The following is a 19,323-nucleotide window of genomic DNA, read 5'->3' on the forward strand; positions in this document are numbered from 1 at the left end:
GGTTGTACTTAAGTTGACACCTATGGGCATTGCCGTATCCTACACTTCCTAAACCTGGAATACGCTGTATCAATTGTTGATTTGGGTTTAAGTGCGATCGCCTTTTTTGGTCTTTTTGTACCGAAGGGGCGATCGCGCTTTTTTTCCTTTCCTAAACCAGCATGAAATTAGCCGATGTTATCGCATCCGCACTCACTCCAACCATCACACCTAACTGCTCCCCTGTCAAGAGATTCTTAATAATAGTTCCCTGAGTATTTTGAGTTATTTCTAACTGACCAAAACTCAAACCACCGCTTAATCCAATCAAATCTTGACCCAGGGTAAAATCAGCGATAATATCAAATCCTTCACCAGTTGTTAAGGCAAAGATATCGTTGCCGCTACCGCCAATCAAACTATCATTTCCCATTCCTCCATCCAGGAGATCGTTGCCTTTGCCACCAGTGAGAGTATCGTTGTCTGCGCCTCCGAAAAGAGTATCATTTCCGGCACACCCTCCCAGGATATCTGCTCCTTCGTCACCGTTGATTAAGTCATTACCTTCACCGCCACAGATGGTATCCGAACCTAACTGGCCAAACAGATTGTCATCACCTTGACTGCCAAGCAGGATGTCGTTACCTTTGCCTCCATATAAGGTGTCATTATCCTTACCACCATCGATGAAGTCATCATCTTTGTTGCCATAAATGATGTCAATACCTTCGCGGCCATGTAAGAAGTCATTGCCTTTGCCTCCGAAGATTAAATCGTTGCCAGACTCGCCAAGAACGATGTCGCTTCCTTCATCTCCGTAGAGAGTATCTTCATCTTTGCCTCCGGCGATGAAGTCATTGCCTTGGTTGCCATTAATAATGTCATTATCGGCACCACCGTATAAGTTGTCATCCCCGGATTTGCCCTCGAATATGTTGGCAGCATCGCTACCTAGTAATTCATCGTTTTGGGCAGTGCCTATTTGAATGTCGGATGCGTCGAGTATGGTGTTTTCAACTGAGTTGGGTCGGTTTAAGTTGGGATAGGTAATTTGGTCGCAGATGCACTCATCGTCTGAGAGGTTATTAGTTGTTGGCGTGGGAGTTGCTGTTTCCGATGGTGTCGGTGTTTCCGACGCTGTTTCCGATGTTGTCGGTGTTTCCGAGGCTGTTTCTGATGGGGTCGGGGCGATCGGTGTTGGTGTGACGGGTGTGGTGCCAGTGTCGGTGTCGGTTTCGGTGTCGGTTTCGGTGCCGATTTCGCCAGAGGTAGGTTCCTCTGGAACGAGTAGGCTATTACCATCAATAGTCTCGACAACCGGGCGAACAGTGGGGTCATTAACCTTCACCTTCTCGATCCGAGCCAGAATCGCCTCTTTACTGTTTTGAGCAAGGAACTCTTCAACCGTCACAGTTCCCGCAGCCAGTTCCGGCAGTCCCACGGCAATTTGACCTACAGACACCGCCTGCAATTTGGTGATGTCAAGGGCAATATCTTTGATGGGGCGACCGCTAGCCACGAGATCCTTGACCATTTGATTGCCCAAAGCCATGATTTGAGCCGCAGCCGCCGCACTCGCAGCCAGTTGTGTCGGGTTGATTTTGGGGTCAGACTCTGATGCTTTGGTAATGGCTGCTTGAAGGATAGCCAAGATTGTTTCTGTTTTGCCTAAATCTACAGCAGCGCCACCCTTGACTTGATTGGCGATCGCCCCGATACCGCTAAATGCGAGTTGAGCAACTTCTGTTTCTGACACCCCCTCGATGAATTTTGCTGTCTGGACGATCGTGTTTTGCACCAGAATCATCGAGCCAAACACCGATACACCATTCGCGTCGCCCTTGGCGATCGCCTCTAGGGGGTCGTAGCTACCTAAATCAACTTCTGCAGGCAGCCCTAACGCTGCTTTTACCGCAGTTTGGGCTGTTGCTGGGTCAACACCTTGCTTCACCAATTCAGCGATCGCCGTCGTTAAAGGTGTCACAGTCGTTGACTCCAGGATAGAAGTCAGTGGCGTAGCCATCGACAAACCCGTAGCAGCATCCACCCCGCCAATGATGTCCATCCCTCCCATCAAGACAAACTGACCTTCGGTGTAGTCAATTTCACCATTTTGGTTGGTATCAAACTTTTCGACCTCCACGTTCAGATCGAAGCTGCCATCTGCCCGCGTAATCGTAAAGGATTCCTCCTCATCCAACATCCCGTTTAAGTTGGCATCTAAGAAGACTTTACCGCTAGAAATGTAACCGTCGCTGACCCAACCTCTAAAGAAGGCTAATCCTTTCTCTCCTACTTTCTCTACTACTTTCTTTACTTCTGCTATTGCATTTGTCGCTAGATTTTTAATTGCTTCTTCAAGGTTAACCGGATAAGAAAAATCCTCAACCCCCATTACGGTTTTTACATCGCCATTAGGAGCAACAATTCGCCATCCTGTCGATGTCTCGGCAAACTGATAGTCTTCCTTCTTGCCGGTCAAGCTTAAGGTATCGTTACCAGCTCCTCCATCAATGGTGTCGTTACCAGTCCCAGGAACGAGGTAGTCGTTATCATCGCCGCCCAAGAGAATGTCATTCCCCTCTGCACCGTTGAGAATGTCATTTGCCTTTTGGCCATCAAGAAAGTCGTTGCCAGCTTGACCAGAGAGGATATTACCATTACCCCAATCATCACCAACCAATGTGTCGTTCTGAGGCGAACCAATGATATTGTCAATCCCAATTAAGCCATCGACGTTGCCAGAAAAAGTAGCTTTTTTAGAGATTAAATTCGCGTTAACGGAACCGCTAGAAAATCTGTAGTCGGCAGTATCAGTTCCGTCACCTCCATCTAGGATATTAGAGCCATTCCCACCAGAGAGAATATCATCATCTTCTTTACCATAAAGGGAATCGTTCCCCTCTCCACCATCAAGGATATCCTTACCCTTCCCACTCTCTAGGTAGTCGTTTCCTGCTTCTCCTTTCAGGTTGTCATCGTCTTCATGGCTATAGAGGCGATCGTCACCTTCACCCCCATAAAGGTAGTCTTTACCTGCATAGCCGTCCAGAAGGTCATTGCCTGTTTTACCAAAGAGCGTGTCATTACCGACATCGCCGTCTAGAGAGTCGTTGCCCTGACCGCCGTCTAGATAGTCATCACCCGAATCACCATCAAATTTGTCATCGCCAGCTCCCCCATCTAGAGCGTCATTATCATTACCACCATTGAGAATATCGTTGCCAATACCTCCGAAGAGATAATCCTTGCCACTCTCACCGTTTAGCGTGTCATCATTCCAAGACCCACTATAATATGTTTGTCCCTGTTTTCCGTTGTCTTCGCCATAGAGAACATCGTCCCCGTCTCCACCTTGGAGTGAATCCTTACCTTGCTGACCGTAGAGAACATCTGTGTCCTTGCCACCGTTAAGAGTATCTTCATTGTCAGAGCCGTGGAGTTCGTCTTTCCCATCTTCACCCGATAACAAATCGTTGCCTGCGTCACCATAGAGACGATCCTCGTCTTGCCCGCCATATAGAGTGTCCTTGCCATTCCCACCACGAAGATTGTCATAACCTTCTTGACCGCGGAGGTCATCGTCACCGTCCTCGCCATAGAGCTCGTCTTGATCCCATCCCCCGTAGAGAGTATCTTTACCAGATCCACCGGAGAGGCGGTCATTGCCCGAATTTCCGTCAAGTTTGTCGTCGTCCTCGTCACCGTAAAGCACATCGGTGTTATCACCCCCAGAAAGCTCGTCATTCCCACGTTCACCATGGAGCTCGTCATCTCCACTTTCACCATAGACCTGATCTGAGCCATATCCCGCCCATATTAGATCACCATCATGCCCACCCCAAATTCTGTCGTTACCTCCTTTACCTACGAGCTTGTCATTGCCTCGGTGACCATATATCCAGTTGTCAGCATCATTTCCATAAATTTCATTGTTTCCATCATTACCACTGTTGGGATTGCCAATCCCCACAAAATCTCCTACATCGTCTAAAAATTCATAGCCAGCATTTTTAAGATAGTCTCCTACCTTATTGAAGGTATCAAGTACACCTGATGTAACACTATTAAATCCATTAACAACGCCATTAATGGCATCATTTACAACACCTGTGACTGCACCCAGGGCCCCGCCGATCACTTGGTCAAACAAATCTTCCATACTTCTCAGCGGAGCTAATGACACGGTATAGTCACCCTTTAGCGCTCCAGCTTGATAACCTACCTTTACTTTGGAACCATTAGGTGTACCATCTGAGGTAATCTCAAGGTTTGCCCCAACATTGCCAACGAGCGGTATATCGTACCCTATCAAACCTTTAACTGTTACCTTGCCATTCTGTAGGCTGATGTTCGCACTGCCTAAATTTCGACCGAAAATTTTGGCGGTTCCTCCGATTTTTATATCGGTTGGACTTTTGATATCAATGAGCGCATTCTCGATTGATAAGACCCCGAATAAATCAAGCTTTCCTTCAACTTTCAGACCGCTACTATCAGCTTTAATCTTCGCTCCGGCAACTTCTCGCCCAAGAATCTTCACAGAACCCGCTCCACTGGCCGTCTTCTTGGCAATATCAACTGAAAAATCGTTAATATCTAGTGCTACGACTCCATAATTCAAATCAAAATCTTTGATTTTGGCACTCGTGCTTGTAAATTCCACATTGGCTTTAGCAACGGTATGGCCAAAAATCTCAAGTTTCCCATCTCCTTTAAGGTATTGTTCAGTAGGACTGACCTTGACTGCAAAATCCAAAGTCTTATCATTAGGACCATCCGCACCCGTCAGCTTCAAAAATCCCAAGTCAATTTCATCAATCTTTAAAAATCCCTCTAAACTTGGATTGCTTTGAGCGTAGGGATTGGCATTGAGACTGAGTGAAGCTTCTTTTCCCCAAGCAGTTAACTTCCCATTAATACCAAGACCTTGGGTTAATTTTGTTTGTGCAATTTCTGTCTCTAACGGCACTAACTTGAGTAGTGGATCAAAGTTTGTATCTGCATCAGGCCCATCAACAGAGACAATATTGACATTCAAGGTTTGCTTCAAAAACGATTCTGCAGTCTTAACAAAATCGACTTCCTTCCCCACTTGTTTGATGAGATAAGAGCGAACGGGACCAGCCCAGAGATCAAGAAGGTTGACAGGAGCATTTGCCGTTAATTCCACTGCAAATTTCGTGGGATCGTTAGAACTGACCAAGAAAGCAGACTTGATATCGAAGTTACCAAACTTTAAATCTCCCACAAATCCAACATTATCAACCCAAGGTTTTACATAGGTTCCGCCAACTTGTAAGGCTAAATTCCGAATTTCTGAATTCGGTAAGCCAAAGGGATTTTTCCAGGGAGTTTTGGCAGTGAGTTGAAGCGCACCCGTAATTGATTTCGGATCGAGAGTCAATCCTCCCGAAAACGTTAAATCAGGTTCCGTTGTTTGGAAGGGATCATAACCTTTAATTAAAAAACTGCCTACTATACCGAAATTAGGGAGAGAAATTGTATCGGCTGAGGCGCTTAATTTAGCACCAGCAATCTCAATCGAGAATGGGTCAACTTTCAAAAGTGTTAGGTTTTGAGTGCTTAACTCAGCACTGAGGCTCACTTTTGGTAGAACACCTGTTCTAACTTCTGCTTTTAGCTCTACCTCCTTAATTTTTAGCTGCTCATTAATCAAGTCTAAAAAATTTCTTTGACCATCATTCTTAGCATCTGCAAAGTTTAGTATTCCACTGAGTCCGTAGGTGGGAGCGGAGGTGTTTAGGTTGGATAAGGTGAGGCTGGGTTTGCTTAGGGGTATAGTGACACCTGTTGCAACCTTAGCGACAAGAGGAAGAGCTCCGAAGTTAGCGAAAGGTATGCTCCCGTCATGGGTGAGTTTCAGTTCGTTGTTTTTAAATTCAGCCGTTAAGGGCTTGACCATCGGTACAAGTGCTTCGAGGACTTTTTTTTCTACATTAGGTACACTAATCTTGTTGTTTTTCAGATAGGCGTCTAGCTCGCTCCAGTTTTCAATCCGAGAATCGAAAGTGCGCGTTAAAGGTGTAGCAGCGATATTGTTGTTACCGGCTGCATCAGTGGCGCTGCTGGCGGGAACGTTGACGGTTACGATGCCACTACCCGTTGGTGTGACAGTGAAATTGTAGTTACTACCGGTGCCGGTAAACCCACTGACAGTGGCGTTGGTGAGGCTGATATCGCTGGCAATAAACCCGGTAACATTTTCGTTGAAAGTTGCGGTGACATTGAAGGGATTCTTGACTGTTGCCCCAGCGTTTGAAGCGAGGGTTACAGTGGGGGCTGTGGTATCAACGGCAGCAGCAGTGGTGAAATTCCAAACAGTTGCGCCTGTAGTACCGGCATAATTGTTTCCAGCTAAATCTTTAATCGCACCGGCCGCAATTTCAACGTAGTAACCAGTACCTTGCGCTAAATCTGCTGTGGGATTAACGGTGACTGTACTACCACTAACAGTGACATTTGCCGCTGTGACATTGATAGTTTCTACAACTGAGTTGTCGGAAACTTTCTTGATGACAATATTGCCAGTGCCTTTTTGGACAGCTTCACTCAAGTTGACGACTAAATTAGCAGCAACTGCAACACTGGTGGCGTTATCTGCGGGGGTGAAAGTGGCTGTGGGCGCTGTGGTATCAACGGCAGCCGCAGTGGTGAAATTCCAAGCAGTTGCGCCTGTAGTACCGGCATAATTATTACCAGCTAAGTCTTTAATTGCACCGCTGGCAATTTCAACGTAGTAATCAGTACCAGGCGCTAAATCTGCTGTGGGATTAACGGTGACGGTACTACCGCTAACGGTGACATTTGCTGAGGTAACATCAATGGTTTCTAGAACTGAGTTGTCGGAGACTTTCTTGATGACAATATTGCCGATGCCTTTTTGTACGGCTTCACTCAAGGTGACGACTAAATCAGCAGCAACTGCAACACTGGTGGCGTTGTCTGCGGGGGTAAAAGTGGCTGTGGGGGCTGTGGTATCAACGACAGCCGCAGTGGTGAAATTCCAAGCAGTTGCCCCTGTAGTGCCGGCATAATTGTTACCTGCTAAGTCTTTAATCGCACTGGCAGCTATTTCAACGTAGTAATCTGTACCTTGCGCTAAATCTGCTGTGGGATTAACTGTGACGGTACTACCGCTAACGGTGACATTTGTTGAGGTGACATCAATGGTTTCCACCACTGAGTTATCCGATACTTTCTTTATGACAATATTGCCAGTGCCTTTTTGTACGGCTTCACTCAATGTGACGACTAAATCAGCAGCAACTGCAACACTGGTGGCGTTGTCTGCGGGGGTGAAAGTGGCTGTCGGGGCTGTGGTATCAACGGCAGCCGCAGTGCTGAAATTCCAAGCAGTTGCGCCTGTAGTACCGGCATAATTGTTGCCTCCTAAGTTTTTAATTGCACCAGCAGCAATTTCAACGTAGTAATCAGTACCAGGCGCTAAATCTGCTGTGGGATTAACTGTGACGGTACTACCAGTAACGGTGACATTGGCTGAGGTGACATCAATGGTTTCTACAACTGAGTTGTCGGAGACTTTCTTGATGACAATATTGCCGATGCCTTTTTGTACGGCTTCACTCAATGTGACGACTAAATCAGCAGCAACTGTAATATTAGTGGCGTTATCGGCTGGGGTGAAACTGCTGGCTGTGGGCGCTGTACCATCAAGGCCGTTACCTTGAATGGTAAAGGTATAAGTAGATTCGTCGAGATCGTTGCTGGAAATATTAATTCGTGCGGTGCGAGTGCCGATAGCCGAAGGTTGGAAAGTAATTTCAAATGGGGTAGCTTGACTGGCACTAATAGTGTTGGCTGGTAATGTCTTGACGGTAAAATCACTGGCATTGGCCCCTGTAATGGTGACTACAGGCGTACCCGATAACGTCAAATTACTAGAACCCAAATTTTCAATGCTAAAGGTGCGAACTAGCGGGCTACCAACTGGGGTATCAGCAAAAGCAGTGCCATCAATTGTCGTGGGTGTAATATCTTGATTGGCGATGGAAGTACCATTGCCTTTGAGATCAATTTCCGGCGGGTTAATGAAGAAAGCTAAATCATTAGAGGCATTGGCATTGCCGTAGTTGAAGATATAGTTCCCACCCCCATAAGGGTTGGTATTCGAGAAAGAGAATGTACCTGTTCCCTCAAAAATAACGGAGTAGGTTTGCCCACTGGTAGCCGAATAAGGAGTGTCTAATTTAACTGTTTTCCAACCCATGCCCGATGGGAGTGATATGCTCTGTTGATAGGTAGGAGTACCTTTGTTCCCGCCAGCACCGCTGCCATTACTGCTGTTGTAAATCAATAAATTGCCAGTAAAAGCACCTCCGGTATAAACCGCAATCTCGCTAATTGTTCCATTCTCAGAAGCTGTGAAGCTCTGTCCCTGATGATTGGTATTAGCACTACCGTTTTGGGTTAATTGCGGGATGGGAGGAATCGGCAGCGTGGAAGCGGTGAGGGTTGTGAAGTTCCAACTGGTTGGCCCTGTAATCCCGGCATAATTGTTACCAGCCGAGTCTTTAATCGCCCCGCTAGCAATTTCTACATAGTATTCGGTACTTGGTGCGAGGTCAGCGGTAGGATTAATGGTGACAGTAGAACCACTGACGGTGACGTTGGCTGAGGTGACATCAATAGTTTCAACGACGGAGTTGTCAGAGACTTTCTTGATGACAATGTTGCCTGTACCTTTGGCAACGGCTTCACTCAAGGAGATGACCAAATCCGCTCCGACGCCGACACCAGTAGCGTTATCTGCGGGAGCGACGCTGCTGAGTGTGGGGGCAGTGGTGTCAGCGGCTGGGGCGGTGGTGAAATTCCAAGTGGCTGCACCTGTAGTACCGGCATAATTGTTACCTGCTAAGTCTTTAATTGCACCAGCGGCAATTTCAACGTAGTAATCAGTGCCGTTAACTAAGTCAAGAGTTGGATTAACTGTGACGGTACTGCCAGTAACTGTGACATTGGCTGAGGTGACATCAATGGTTTCCACCACTGAGTTGTCGGAGACTTTCTTGATGACAATATTGCCGATGCCTTTTTGTACGGCTTCACTCAAGGTGACGACTAAATCAGCAGCAACTGCAATATTAGTGGCGTTATCAGCGGGGGTAAAACTGGCGGCTGTCGGCGCTGTGGTATCCGCGACGGTGGTGAAATTCCAAGTGGCTGCACCTGTAGTGCCGGCATAATTGTTACCTGCTAAGTCTTTAATTGCACCAGCGGCAATTTCAACGTAGTAATCTGTACCCTCAACTAAATTTGCTGTGGGATTAATGGTGACGCTACTGCCAGTAACTGTGACGTTAGCTGAGGTGATATCAATGGTTTCTACAACTGAGTTGTCGGAGACTTTCTTGATGACAATATTGCCAGTGCCTTTTTGTACGGCTTCACTCAAGGTGACAACTAAATCAGCAGCAACTGCAATATTAGTGGCGTTGTCTGCGGGGGTGAAACTGGCGGCTGTCGGTGGTGTGGTGTCAGCTACGGTGCTGAAATTCCAAGTGGCTGCACCTGTAGTACCGGCATAATTGTTACCAGCTAAGTCTTTAATTGCACCAGCGGCAATTTCAACGTAGTAATCTGTACCCTCAACTAAATTTGCTGTGGGATTAATGGTGACGCTACTGCCAGCAACTGTGACATTTGCTGATGTGACATCAATGGTTTCTACAACTGAGTTGTCGGAGACTTTCTTGATGACAATATTGCCAGTGCCTTTTTGTACGGCTTCACTCAAGGTGACAACTAAATCAGCAGCAACTGCAATATTAGTGGCGTTGTCTGCGGGGGTGAAACTGGCGGCTGTCGGTGGTGTGGTGTCAGCTACGGTGCTGAAATTCCAAGTGGCTGCACCTGTAGTACCGGCATAATTGTTACCAGCTAAGTCTTTAATTGCACCAGCGGCAATTTCAACGTAGTAATCTGTACCCTCAACTAAATTTGCTGTGGGATTAATGGTGACGCTACTGCCAGTAACTGTGACATTTGCTGAGGTGACATCAATGGTTTCCACCACTGTGCCGTCGGTTTTCTTGATGACAATGTTGCCAGTGCCTTTTTGGACTGCTTCACTCAAGGTGACAACTAAATTAGCAGCAACTGCAACACTGGTGGCGTTGTCTGCGGGGGTGAAACTGGCGGCTGTCGGCGCTGTGGTGTCAGGTGTTTGCTCTTCATAGGCACCGATATCAACTGTACTATTCACGATTCGGCTGTAACCTGTCCCGCGCTGATCTAAGGTTAAACTACTGGCGTTAGCATTAATACCAGAATCGAGGGCGGGGCTACCGGCTTGCAAAGAATGGGTTTGAGTAGGGCCACCATTGTTAGCTAGGGCATTTAAGAGAGCATTGAGGGGACTTCCACTTGTGCCTACTTTGGTACTCGTTGTAAAGCTGGTGCTCCCTGTATTATTACCAATTAAGTTGCCACCACCGTCACTGAATGTACCAGCTACATCAGGGTTTTTAGTAGTAGGAGAACTATCAGTATTTCCAGCAATAATGGTATTTCTGACTGTCGTTGCACTTCCACCTACATTAAGAACTCCACCACCGTTCCCTGTGTTGTTGGCATCACTATCAGCCGTATTATTAGTAATTGTTGAGTTGACAATCGTGGTATTGCCTCCGCTATAGGTGATGATAGCTCCCCCATCATTTCTGGCGGTATTAGCAGAAAATGTTGAATTGCTGATGTTTGCGGTGCCACCACTCATAGTAATAGCTGCGCCGCTTGCTTGCGCTGAATTAGCTGTAAAAGTGCTATTATTAATAGTTAATTGACCACTGCCATTAAAAATGGCACCTCCATCAGATAAACCTTGATTGTTGCTAAACGTGCTATTATTTATTGTTGCTATAGCACCGCTATTAAGGTATAGTCCCCCGGCCGAACCGCCTGCTGAAGTTAGACCATTACTAACAGTAAGATTATCTAGGGTTAAGTTACCGCTGGAGTTAACATTGAAGATGCGGAAACTGGGTGCTGCTCCGCTGCGTGTAATTGTGGCTCCATTGCCAGTAATTGTTAATGTGCCACCAGTGCTGGTACCTAAAATTACTGGTAAACCATTATTGCCTCCGGTTGTATTGTTCAGAGCTGTTAGGGTGTAGGTACTGCCGGAAGCTAGGTTAATAATATCATTTGCTGCTGTGCTATTAGCTTGGTTAATTGCCCAAAGTAATCCTCCATTCAAACCGGAACCTGTATTCGAGACATCTCCTGGGAGAACAGTGTAGGTAGCTAACACGCCACTGTAAGCTGATAGGGCTGCGGGTTGGAATGGTAGCCAAGTAGCAATTTTGCCGATTTGTACGTCTAAGTTCCAGTTTCCTCCTAGTCTGATGTTCCCTATTTTTGTGCTAGAAGCTGCGACATTGGCGCGGGTGATTTCGGCAATGCGATGAATGAAAGCAAGTCCGATCGCGCCTGCTGCAACATTGCAACCATATAAAAGGAAATCGGCTTTTGAAGAGAGAGCCTTTCCCCACTGTTGCAAGTGTTCGAGTTTTTTTTCTAACAGCTCTTTATTAAAGATATCTGTACCCAGATTTAGCGTGCCGGAACTACCGTGAGAAACTACGTGAACTGCCGCAATATCACTTTCCCCCGCCAGTGCGTGGGTAATTTGTTCAATGCCACTACGCTTGTCATCTAAAATGACTATTTTGGCGTTAGCATCTGCGCCTTGGATCAGGCTTTGATAATCTTGTACAGAGGAGTCAACGAAAATAATTTGCTTGTTCGCGATTGGTAGGTTCATAATTCCTGACATCCTTAATATCTATATATTGTTTACATCCAAGTCTGGCCGGGGTTGAAACCCCCGCCTCAAATCTTAAGTGCTCCCTATGAGGACTGAAGAATTGATTAGTTCTATTGCTTAAATAAATCGGGCGGTAAAATTGTTAGCCCGTTCCGCTGGAGGATTAAATAACCTGGAAACATCCAAGGCGTTACCGCGAATTAGTAGCTCGATACAGTCCATAATTCAAGCGATGTTTGTGATACAGAACATCACTTTGGCTTCGGGAAATAGTGCCAGGATTAATGACAGTTTGCTGCATCACAGGCGATTGGTGTCGCCGATCGCTTCTTTTTCCGCTTGTGGCTGGTAGTCAGCCGAAAAGATACTCATAATCAGCGTCGGTTTTAGTTCAGGGAAATAAACACGGAACACTGATTGTTTTGGGTCACGGCTGACAGCATTCGATCGACTTGCGCCCCCAACAGGGGAAGTCATAGCGCTGTGAAACCGGGGATTTTGTCGTAGTAGTGCAGCCAGTAAAGTAGAGCCTGAGCGGGGTAGTCCTGATATGAAGTGGGATCTCACTGGCTTCGCGTGGGAATGAATGTACATAGCATAGATGCAAATTTAATATATCATACTAAAGACATATTTTTTATACCATGTTTTTATTTAACACTTGGCAACACAACATCCAGGTTTACGATATCTTTACAATTTAGACATCGTGGGTTGGCTTTCCCTATCTCTATCATTGCTTCCGGCTTCTGCCTCTGTAAAGTCGGAAAAGTCGGATCTTAAAGTCGGAAAAGTCGGATCTTTTCCATGAGGACATAATTTAGGCATCCAAAAGAGGCTGTGGGTATGAGGGTTTATTTTTTTTAGCGGATTTTTATTGGCTATTTTGCCAGACAGCATAAAGTTTGACGATATCTTGAGAATCTAGACATCGCCTTTGTTAATTACTCTGGAATTTTTGACCGCAGATGGTGGCGGATATACGCGGATGGACGCTTCGGAGTGTTGATTTGGATTTAAGGACGATCGCCCTTTGTGGTATTTTGTCTACTTAAGGGATCTCGCACTTTTATTGATTCCTTGAATCTGCCGCCAATTTCCGATATTTATTTGCGAAAACGCCCCCGAATGCGATCGACAAACATATCAACTTCCGGCAACTTCATCTGACTAACAAACAGGGCAAAAACCCCTAACCCTACAAAACTTGCCACACTCAACTGCACTAATTGAATTACTAAACCTTCAGTACCCAAAACTCTTTGACAGCCTTGCAGAGTAGCCAATGTAACGAAAGCAGTTACAGAACTGGCAGAAGTTAAGCCCAGAAAAGGCAAACTCCACTGCCCCCAAGGCAGGCCACCCAGCTTTTTATCTAAACAGTACAAAAGCATAATCATCGAAAGAAGATTCACTCCCACCGTCGCCAAAACTAATCCGGGCGCCCCAAAGGCTCCAACCAACAAATAATCCAAAAGAGCGTTTAAAAAGATATTGATAATACTGATGCGAAAAGGGGTTTCCCCGTCTCCCAAAGCGTAAAATACCCGTACCACAACGTCGCGTCCCAAATACACAAACATTCCAATACTGTAAGCCATCAATATCGGCGTAACAAACAGCGAGGCCTCTCTATCAAAAGCATAGCGTTCGTAAACAATGCGGACGATAGGCCCAGCCAGCGTTACCATTAAAGCGCTCAGGGGCAGCATCGTAAGGGCGGTCAAAACTAAAGATTGACGAATTCGATCTTTTAATTCCGGCCAATCTCTCGGATCGGTGAGGCGAGAAAATATCGGTAGAAATGGCACTAAAATTACATTAGAAATGATGCCTAAAGGCGTCATAACTAACAAGCCACTGTAACCCAACGCAGAGGCAGCTTGAGGGATGTAGGATGCGAAAAAGAGGTCTGTATAGACATTAATTTGCAGCATTCCTGATGATAAGGTAGCAGGAACCATCACCTTGATGACTTCTTGCACTCCCGGCCGTTTAAAATTAAACCGCAAACGCAATGTTCCCAACCCCGCGCGCCACTGCGCCACCAGTTGCACCAACCACTGCAAAACTGCACCCGCTAACGTTCCCCAAGCTAACACTAAGCCACCAATTAGTGCGGATTCTGGCTGAATAATTTTGTCTCCGAGTTGCATTGCGAGAAGCCCCAAACCGCCGACAAGTGCAACGCTGGAAAATAAAGGACTAATCGAAGGCAACCAGTACATATCGGCAGCATTGAGAGTGCCGAAACCAATGCCGATCAAGCCTGAAAGTAAGGCCATCGGCGCCATAATCCGAAATTGCTGGACGGCAATTGCTTTAATTTGTAAGCCTTCTGCTGTTCTATTTAATCCCGGTGCCACCAAATCGATCAGCGGATCGGCAAAAATAATTAAAGCGATCGTCACTAACAGCAACAAGCCCCCGACTAAGGTGGTGATAGTCTCGACTAAGGGTGCTGCTTCTTTTTTATCCCGGCGGGCTAAAACACTGACGATGGCGCTGTGAAATGGCCCGTTAATCCCTCCGAGCAAAATAAATAAGAAACCAGGGATGACGTAGGCGTAGTTGTAGGCATCGACGGCGACACCGACTCCAAAGGCTGCGGCGATCGCAATTTGGCGCACCAATCCAAAGACTTTGCTAATTAGAGTGGCGACTGCGACAATGCCGGCAATCCCTGCGAGGGAACGAGAGGGCTTCTGTAATTGGGACACAAATGGTTACAAACGCTAGTGCTAAAAGGATTCACTTATTTTAATCGCGAATCGGGAGAATCATATCATGAACTGATAAAACTTCTAGGGGGAATTGCGTTTATACCAATTTTATCGATATTACTGACTTGCGGAAATTCAATAATCGATCGGGACTATTCGTCCTAACTACCAACCGCCGTTTCGTGCTATGATGCTTCAATCTAAAATCTAAAATCTACAATCTACAATCTAAAAATGATGAAACAAATGAGTTAATAAAAGCAGAAAAATAACATAATAGTTGATAACTTATGACTGATTGTGTTAGCTCCCAGACTTATTTAAAAAGTTCGGAACCAGGTATTCGGTTATAGGTATAATCTACAATCGAGAATCTAAAATCTAAAATCTAAAATCTAAAATCGAATGACTGACTTAATTTACAAATATCCTCCTCTTTTACCCGGAATTCTCATCAAACGTTACAAGCGATTTTTTGCCGAAATCGAACTAGATTCGGGAGAAATCATCACCGCGCACTGTCCGAATACTGGCCCGATGACAGGTGTTTACATTCCGGGCAATCCAGTGCTAGTATCTCCCAGCGACAATCCTAAACGCAAGTTAGCTTATACTTGGGAATTAATTAAAGTTTGCGACACTGTGCCAACTTGGGTGGGAGTTAATACTGGGCTGCCAAATCGAGTAGTTAAATTAGCTTTGGAATTGAAATTATTTCCTGAGTTGGGCAATTATAGTTTAATTCAACCGGAGGTTGTTTACGGCAGTGATAAAAAAAGTAGAGTGGATTTTTGGCTAACTGGTGAGGAAAAACCGATTTTTCTGGAAGTGAAAAATACAACTTGGGTAAAAGAGGAGTTGGCTTTATTTCCCGATACAGTGACGGAGAGGGGACAGAAACATTTGCGGGAATTGATAGAAGTTGTGCGGCAGGGTTCGAGGGCTGTAATGCTGTATTTTATCAATCGCGGGGATTGTACTGATTTTGCTCCGGGAGATAGTGCCGATCGCCTTTACGGAGAATTGTTCAGACAGGCTATAAGTGAAGGTGTAGAGGTTTTGCCTTGTCGGTTTGATGTGACACCGGAAGGTGTTCGGTATTTGGGATTAGCAAAACTGGATCTACTAACCCCTAAATTATAGGTTTAAATTGCCTGCATTTCTCGATCGATCTCGACACTAGCCACGCCCGGTACTGTCTTTAGTCCTTCTAGCTTCGATTGAGAAACTTCTCCAATAACGATACCAATCACAGGCAGTACCTCATCCACTTTCATTCCCGCCGATTCTAAGGCAGTGACAACCGATTGAATTACCGATATGTTTTGGTCGTCAACACTCACTATGATGCGCTGTACTTGTTCGTCAGACATATTTAGCATCCTTTGGAGCAAATCCATTGCGCTATTGTAAATTGTCTTCTGTTAGATCCCCGCAGGCTTAAAGTGCTGCGGGGATTTGGGTATTCTGCATTACGGAGCTTGTACTAAACCGCTTCCGACACGAGTATTTGGCAAGGGTAGCGCCATAGCATAGGAAGTCAGCAATTGCCAAAGTTCAGCACCTCGTTTACCAGTCGATTCGGCATACAGGGCCGCGAGCCCAGCCACGTGCGGTGTAGCCATGCTAGTGCCATTGTAAGCAGCATAACGCCCTTGCTCCATAGGCACTGATGAGTATATTTCCACTCCCGGAGCGGCGATATCGACTTTAGCCCCTGGAAATATGCCAGATTTAGCCGAGAAGTCAGCCACTGCCTCGCAGTTATCGATCGCTGCAACAGCCATAATCGACTGGCTATTGGCTGGTTGTCCGACGCTTCCTCCGGTTCGTCCGTTATTGCCGGCTGCTGCCACGATCAGACACCCATTTTGCAGCGATCGGCGGCCGACAGTTTCGTAAGCAGTAGACGGTGTTCGAGTGGGGTTTCCTAATGACATCGAGATCACTTGACAGCCGTTGGCGATCGCCCATTCCATGCCAGCCAGAATCCAGGCACCAGCGCCACTACCGGCATTGCTCAACACTTTACCGACATAAATGGTCGATTCGTAAGCGATCCCGTACCGCCGGCCGTTCAGATCCTTGAACCCGCACGCTGTCCCAATGCAGTGCGTGCCATGACTGTTGACATCTTGTACGTCCTCCCCTGGTACGAAGGACTGCGATATGATCGATCGGCCCGCGAAGTCAGGATGCAATAAATCCATCCCCGTATCCAGCACCGCAACTTTCATTCCGCTACCAGTCAGCAGAGAATTCATCACCTTCGTTGCCTTCAAACCCCAAGTAGACTCGATATCATCAGCAAAACATCGTGGTTTCTTGATTTCTGCTACCTCTGTATTAGTGGCTTTGTCGTACAGGTTATCGACCGCATCGCGATAGCCCCGCAGGTAATCTGCCGACAACCCATCGCCAATGGCGTAGAAAGTGCGCTCTGGTTCGATCGCCAGAATAGCCGAATCCTCTCCCGCTGATGTCATGACGCTGCTGAAAGCCTCTTCGTCTAAGGAAACAACGGCAACGCCGAGAGTAGGAAACACCGCTCCCCCTGCAGCTTCAATTTGGATCAAGTCTAGAGCAGAGTCCGCGAAATCGGAAGCATTTGCCAGTCCTCTGATACCAGTTTGGTCGCTCAAGAGGTCTAATCCTTCTGTCACTGCATCTTCGCCGAAAGTAATAATGTAACGCCCTGTTGTTGCATCGGCTTGGGCAGTTTCTGGGATGGGAAAACTAGGTTGTTGAGACATAAAATACCTCTTATTGAGTATTTGACGGTTTGACTGGGATGAGAAATCTCTGACAGCTTTTATGACATTGATTTCTCTTCAGGTTGAGTTGTCGAAATTAAGCTGTCTTGCTCCTGATGAAACCCGGTTTTTTTTTGTTAATTCAATTAGCTTTGGATAATGCGTTTATTTGCAAAAGAGAGTTCTTTAATCCCAAGGCTGTTTCATTTTCCAAATCTAAGCTTGCAAGGGCAAGTGACAAAAGTGACTTAATCTAATTGCTGCGAAATTCTCATTTGTAGGACTTACGCTGCATTCCTTCTATTTTGACACTATGTGTACTTGTATGGTGCTCTTCGGCGCACCATACAAGTACAGTCTTTGCATAAGTCGTATAATAACAGTGGCTAGCTGTTAGTTACCAGTCGCATAATCGAGGGACTTGCATAAATTTTATTTTTGTGTTAATCGAAGTAGAGGCTATTGTAGAGATGGGCGATCGGCGAAAAAGAAAGTGACAGTCAATCGACTTGAGATTTGAGATTTAAGATTGAAGAAAATGTTTAGTTGATAAATTACCTGTCAACATCAGGCGATGTTTCGCTTACAATACACTATGTAGCATCAAATAAAAAAGAGCGATCGCACTATGGGAATGACTCTGACCGAAAAAATATTAGCCAAAGCATCAGGCCGCACTAAAGTTGAGCCCGGAGAAAATATTTGGGTAGAAACAGACGTGTTGATGACCCACGATGTCTGCGGCCCCGGCACCATCGGCGTTTTCAAACGCGAATTCGGTGAGAATGCAAAAGTCTGGAACCCTGACAAAATCGTCCTCATTCCAGACCACTACATTTTCACCAACGACGAACGCGCTAACCGCAACGTCGATATTCTCCGCGATTTTGCGAAAGAACAAGGGATAAAATACTTTTACGACATCACGGATCGATCGGACTTCAAAGCAAATCCCGACTACAAAGGAGTTTGCCACATCGCGCTAGCACAAGAAGGCCACACCAGACCAGGGGAAGTGCTCTTCGGCACAGATTCCCACACCTGTAATGCCGGCGCTTTCGGACAATTCGCCACCGGTATCGGCAATACAGACGCGGCTTTTATCATGGGAACCGGCAAACTGTTAATCAAAGTTCCCGCAACCATGCGCTTTGTGTTTAACGGTGAACTGCCGGATTATTTGTTAGCAAAAGACCTAATTTTGCAGATTATTGGTGATATTAGCGTTGCGGGTGCTAACTACCGGACGATGGAATTTGCCGGCGATACAGTTGAACGTTTGACGATGGAAGAACGGATGACGCTGTGCAATATGGTGATTGAAGCTGGCGGCAAAAACGGCACGGTTGCGCCGGACAAAACTACGTTTGATTACGTTACTTCGCGGACTGATAAACCCTTCGATTCATTTTACAGCGATGGGGATGCTAAATTTTATAGCGATCGCACCTACGATGTCAGCCAATTAGAACCAGTTGTCGCCAAACCGCACTCCCCGGACAACCGCGACTTAGCGCGCAACTGCCGCGATGTCAAGATCGATCGAGTTTACATCGGTTCCTGCACCGGCGGCAAAACCTCCGACTTTCTAAATGCCGCCCGCATTCTCAAAGGAAATCAAGTCAAAGTTCCGACGTATTTAGTACCAGCAACTCAGAAAGTTTACGAAGATTTGTTTGTCACAAAATACGATGGTCAAACGCTTTCGGAAATCTTCTTAGCTGCCGGCTGCATTGAACCTGCCGCGCCTTCTTGCGCCGCTTGTTTGGGCGGGCCGAAAGATACTTTTGGGCGGATGAATGAACCAGAAATTTGTGTATCTACAACTAACCGGAATTTCCCCGGCCGCATGGGGAATAAAGAAGCGCAAGTTTATCTCGCTTCGCCTTACACGGCGGCGGCTTCGGCGCTGACTGGGTATGTCACCGATCCGCGCGAATTCCTGTGTTAGAAGTTGCTTTTTACCCGTTGTAGGGTGCGTCAGACTTTCACTCTAGAATTTATCGAGGGTTTCGGATATGACGCACCTTATATTATGTTCGATCGATTAGTTTCGATC

7 protein-coding genes are annotated in these 19,323 nt (G+C 46.3%); 2 read left to right on the forward strand and 5 right to left on the reverse strand.

Translation table 11 applies throughout. The features are described from left to right. Nucleotides 1-151 precede the first annotated feature (151 nt). The 3 genes from QUA88_RS22080 to murJ all read right to left on the reverse strand — a co-directional run bounded on the left by QUA88_RS22080 (nt 152) and on the right by murJ (nt 14,508). On the reverse strand, nt 152-11,785 hold the full coding sequence (locus QUA88_RS22080; RefSeq protein ID WP_333273830.1) for an Ig-like domain-containing protein: 11,634 nt from the start codon (nt 11,783-11,785) through the stop codon (nt 152-154). A 303-nt stretch (nt 11,786-12,088) separates the two neighbouring features. Beyond that, entirely contained in the window at nt 12,089-12,265 is a 177-nt protein-coding gene (locus tag QUA88_RS22085) for a hypothetical protein (RefSeq protein ID WP_333210815.1), read from the reverse strand. A 629-nt stretch (nt 12,266-12,894) separates the two neighbouring features. Next, nucleotides 12,895-14,508, reverse strand: coding sequence for a murein biosynthesis integral membrane protein MurJ (murJ, locus tag QUA88_RS22090; RefSeq protein ID WP_333273833.1), 1,614 nt, complete (start codon nt 14,506-14,508; stop codon nt 12,895-12,897). A gap of 408 nt (nt 14,509-14,916) precedes the next feature. Here murJ and sfsA point away from each other — a divergent pair, with 408 nt between their 5' ends. Continuing rightward, the gene (sfsA, locus tag QUA88_RS22095; RefSeq protein ID WP_333058200.1) at nt 14,917-15,654 is read left to right on the forward strand and encodes a DNA/RNA nuclease SfsA; all 738 of its coding nucleotides are present in this window, start codon (nt 14,917-14,919) and stop codon (nt 15,652-15,654) included. Between the two features lie 2 nt (nt 15,655-15,656). Here the strand turns inward: sfsA and QUA88_RS22100 are convergent, their stop codons facing one another. Together QUA88_RS22100 and QUA88_RS22105 are read right to left on the reverse strand one after the other, a co-directional pair. Continuing rightward, nucleotides 15,657-15,884, reverse strand: a complete 228-nt coding sequence (locus tag QUA88_RS22100) for a hypothetical protein (protein ID WP_333058199.1) — start codon at nt 15,882-15,884, stop codon at nt 15,657-15,659. Between the two features lie 99 nt (nt 15,885-15,983). Next, nucleotides 15,984-17,264: a S8 family serine peptidase gene (locus QUA88_RS22105; RefSeq protein WP_333058198.1), complete on the reverse strand. Its 1,281-nt coding sequence runs from the start codon at nt 17,262-17,264 to the stop codon at nt 15,984-15,986. A 628-nt stretch (nt 17,265-17,892) separates the two neighbouring features. On the opposite strand from QUA88_RS22105, the gene QUA88_RS22110 reads away from it, so the two are divergent. Beyond that, a complete protein-coding gene (locus QUA88_RS22110; protein WP_333273837.1) occupies nt 17,893-19,215 on the forward strand; it encodes a 3-isopropylmalate dehydratase large subunit in 1,323 nt (440 codons plus the stop codon). Nucleotides 19,216-19,323 lie beyond the last annotated feature (108 nt).

This window comes from Microcoleus sp. D3_18_C2, from assembly GCF_036702395.1.
In the GTDB taxonomy this organism is placed as follows: domain Bacteria; phylum Cyanobacteriota; class Cyanobacteriia; order Cyanobacteriales; family Microcoleaceae; genus Microcoleus.

Bases quoted from the DNA above. Each gene is read 5' to 3' on its own strand.
- QUA88_RS22080 (WP_333273830.1), bottom strand. From the start codon at position 11,785: ATGAACCTACCAATCGCGAACAAGCAAATTATTTTCGTTGACTCCTCT.
- QUA88_RS22085 (WP_333210815.1), bottom strand. From the start codon at position 12,265: ATGACTTCCCCTGTTGGGGGCGCAAGTCGATCGAATGCTGTCAGCCGT.
- sfsA (WP_333058200.1), top strand. From the start codon at position 14,917: ATGACTGACTTAATTTACAAATATCCTCCTCTTTTACCCGGAATTCTC.
- QUA88_RS22100 (WP_333058199.1), bottom strand. From the start codon at position 15,884: ATGTCTGACGAACAAGTACAGCGCATCATAGTGAGTGTTGACGACCAA.
- QUA88_RS22105 (WP_333058198.1), bottom strand. From the start codon at position 17,264: ATGTCTCAACAACCTAGTTTTCCCATCCCAGAAACTGCCCAAGCCGAT.
- QUA88_RS22110 (WP_333273837.1), top strand. From the start codon at position 17,893: ATGGGAATGACTCTGACCGAAAAAATATTAGCCAAAGCATCAGGCCGC.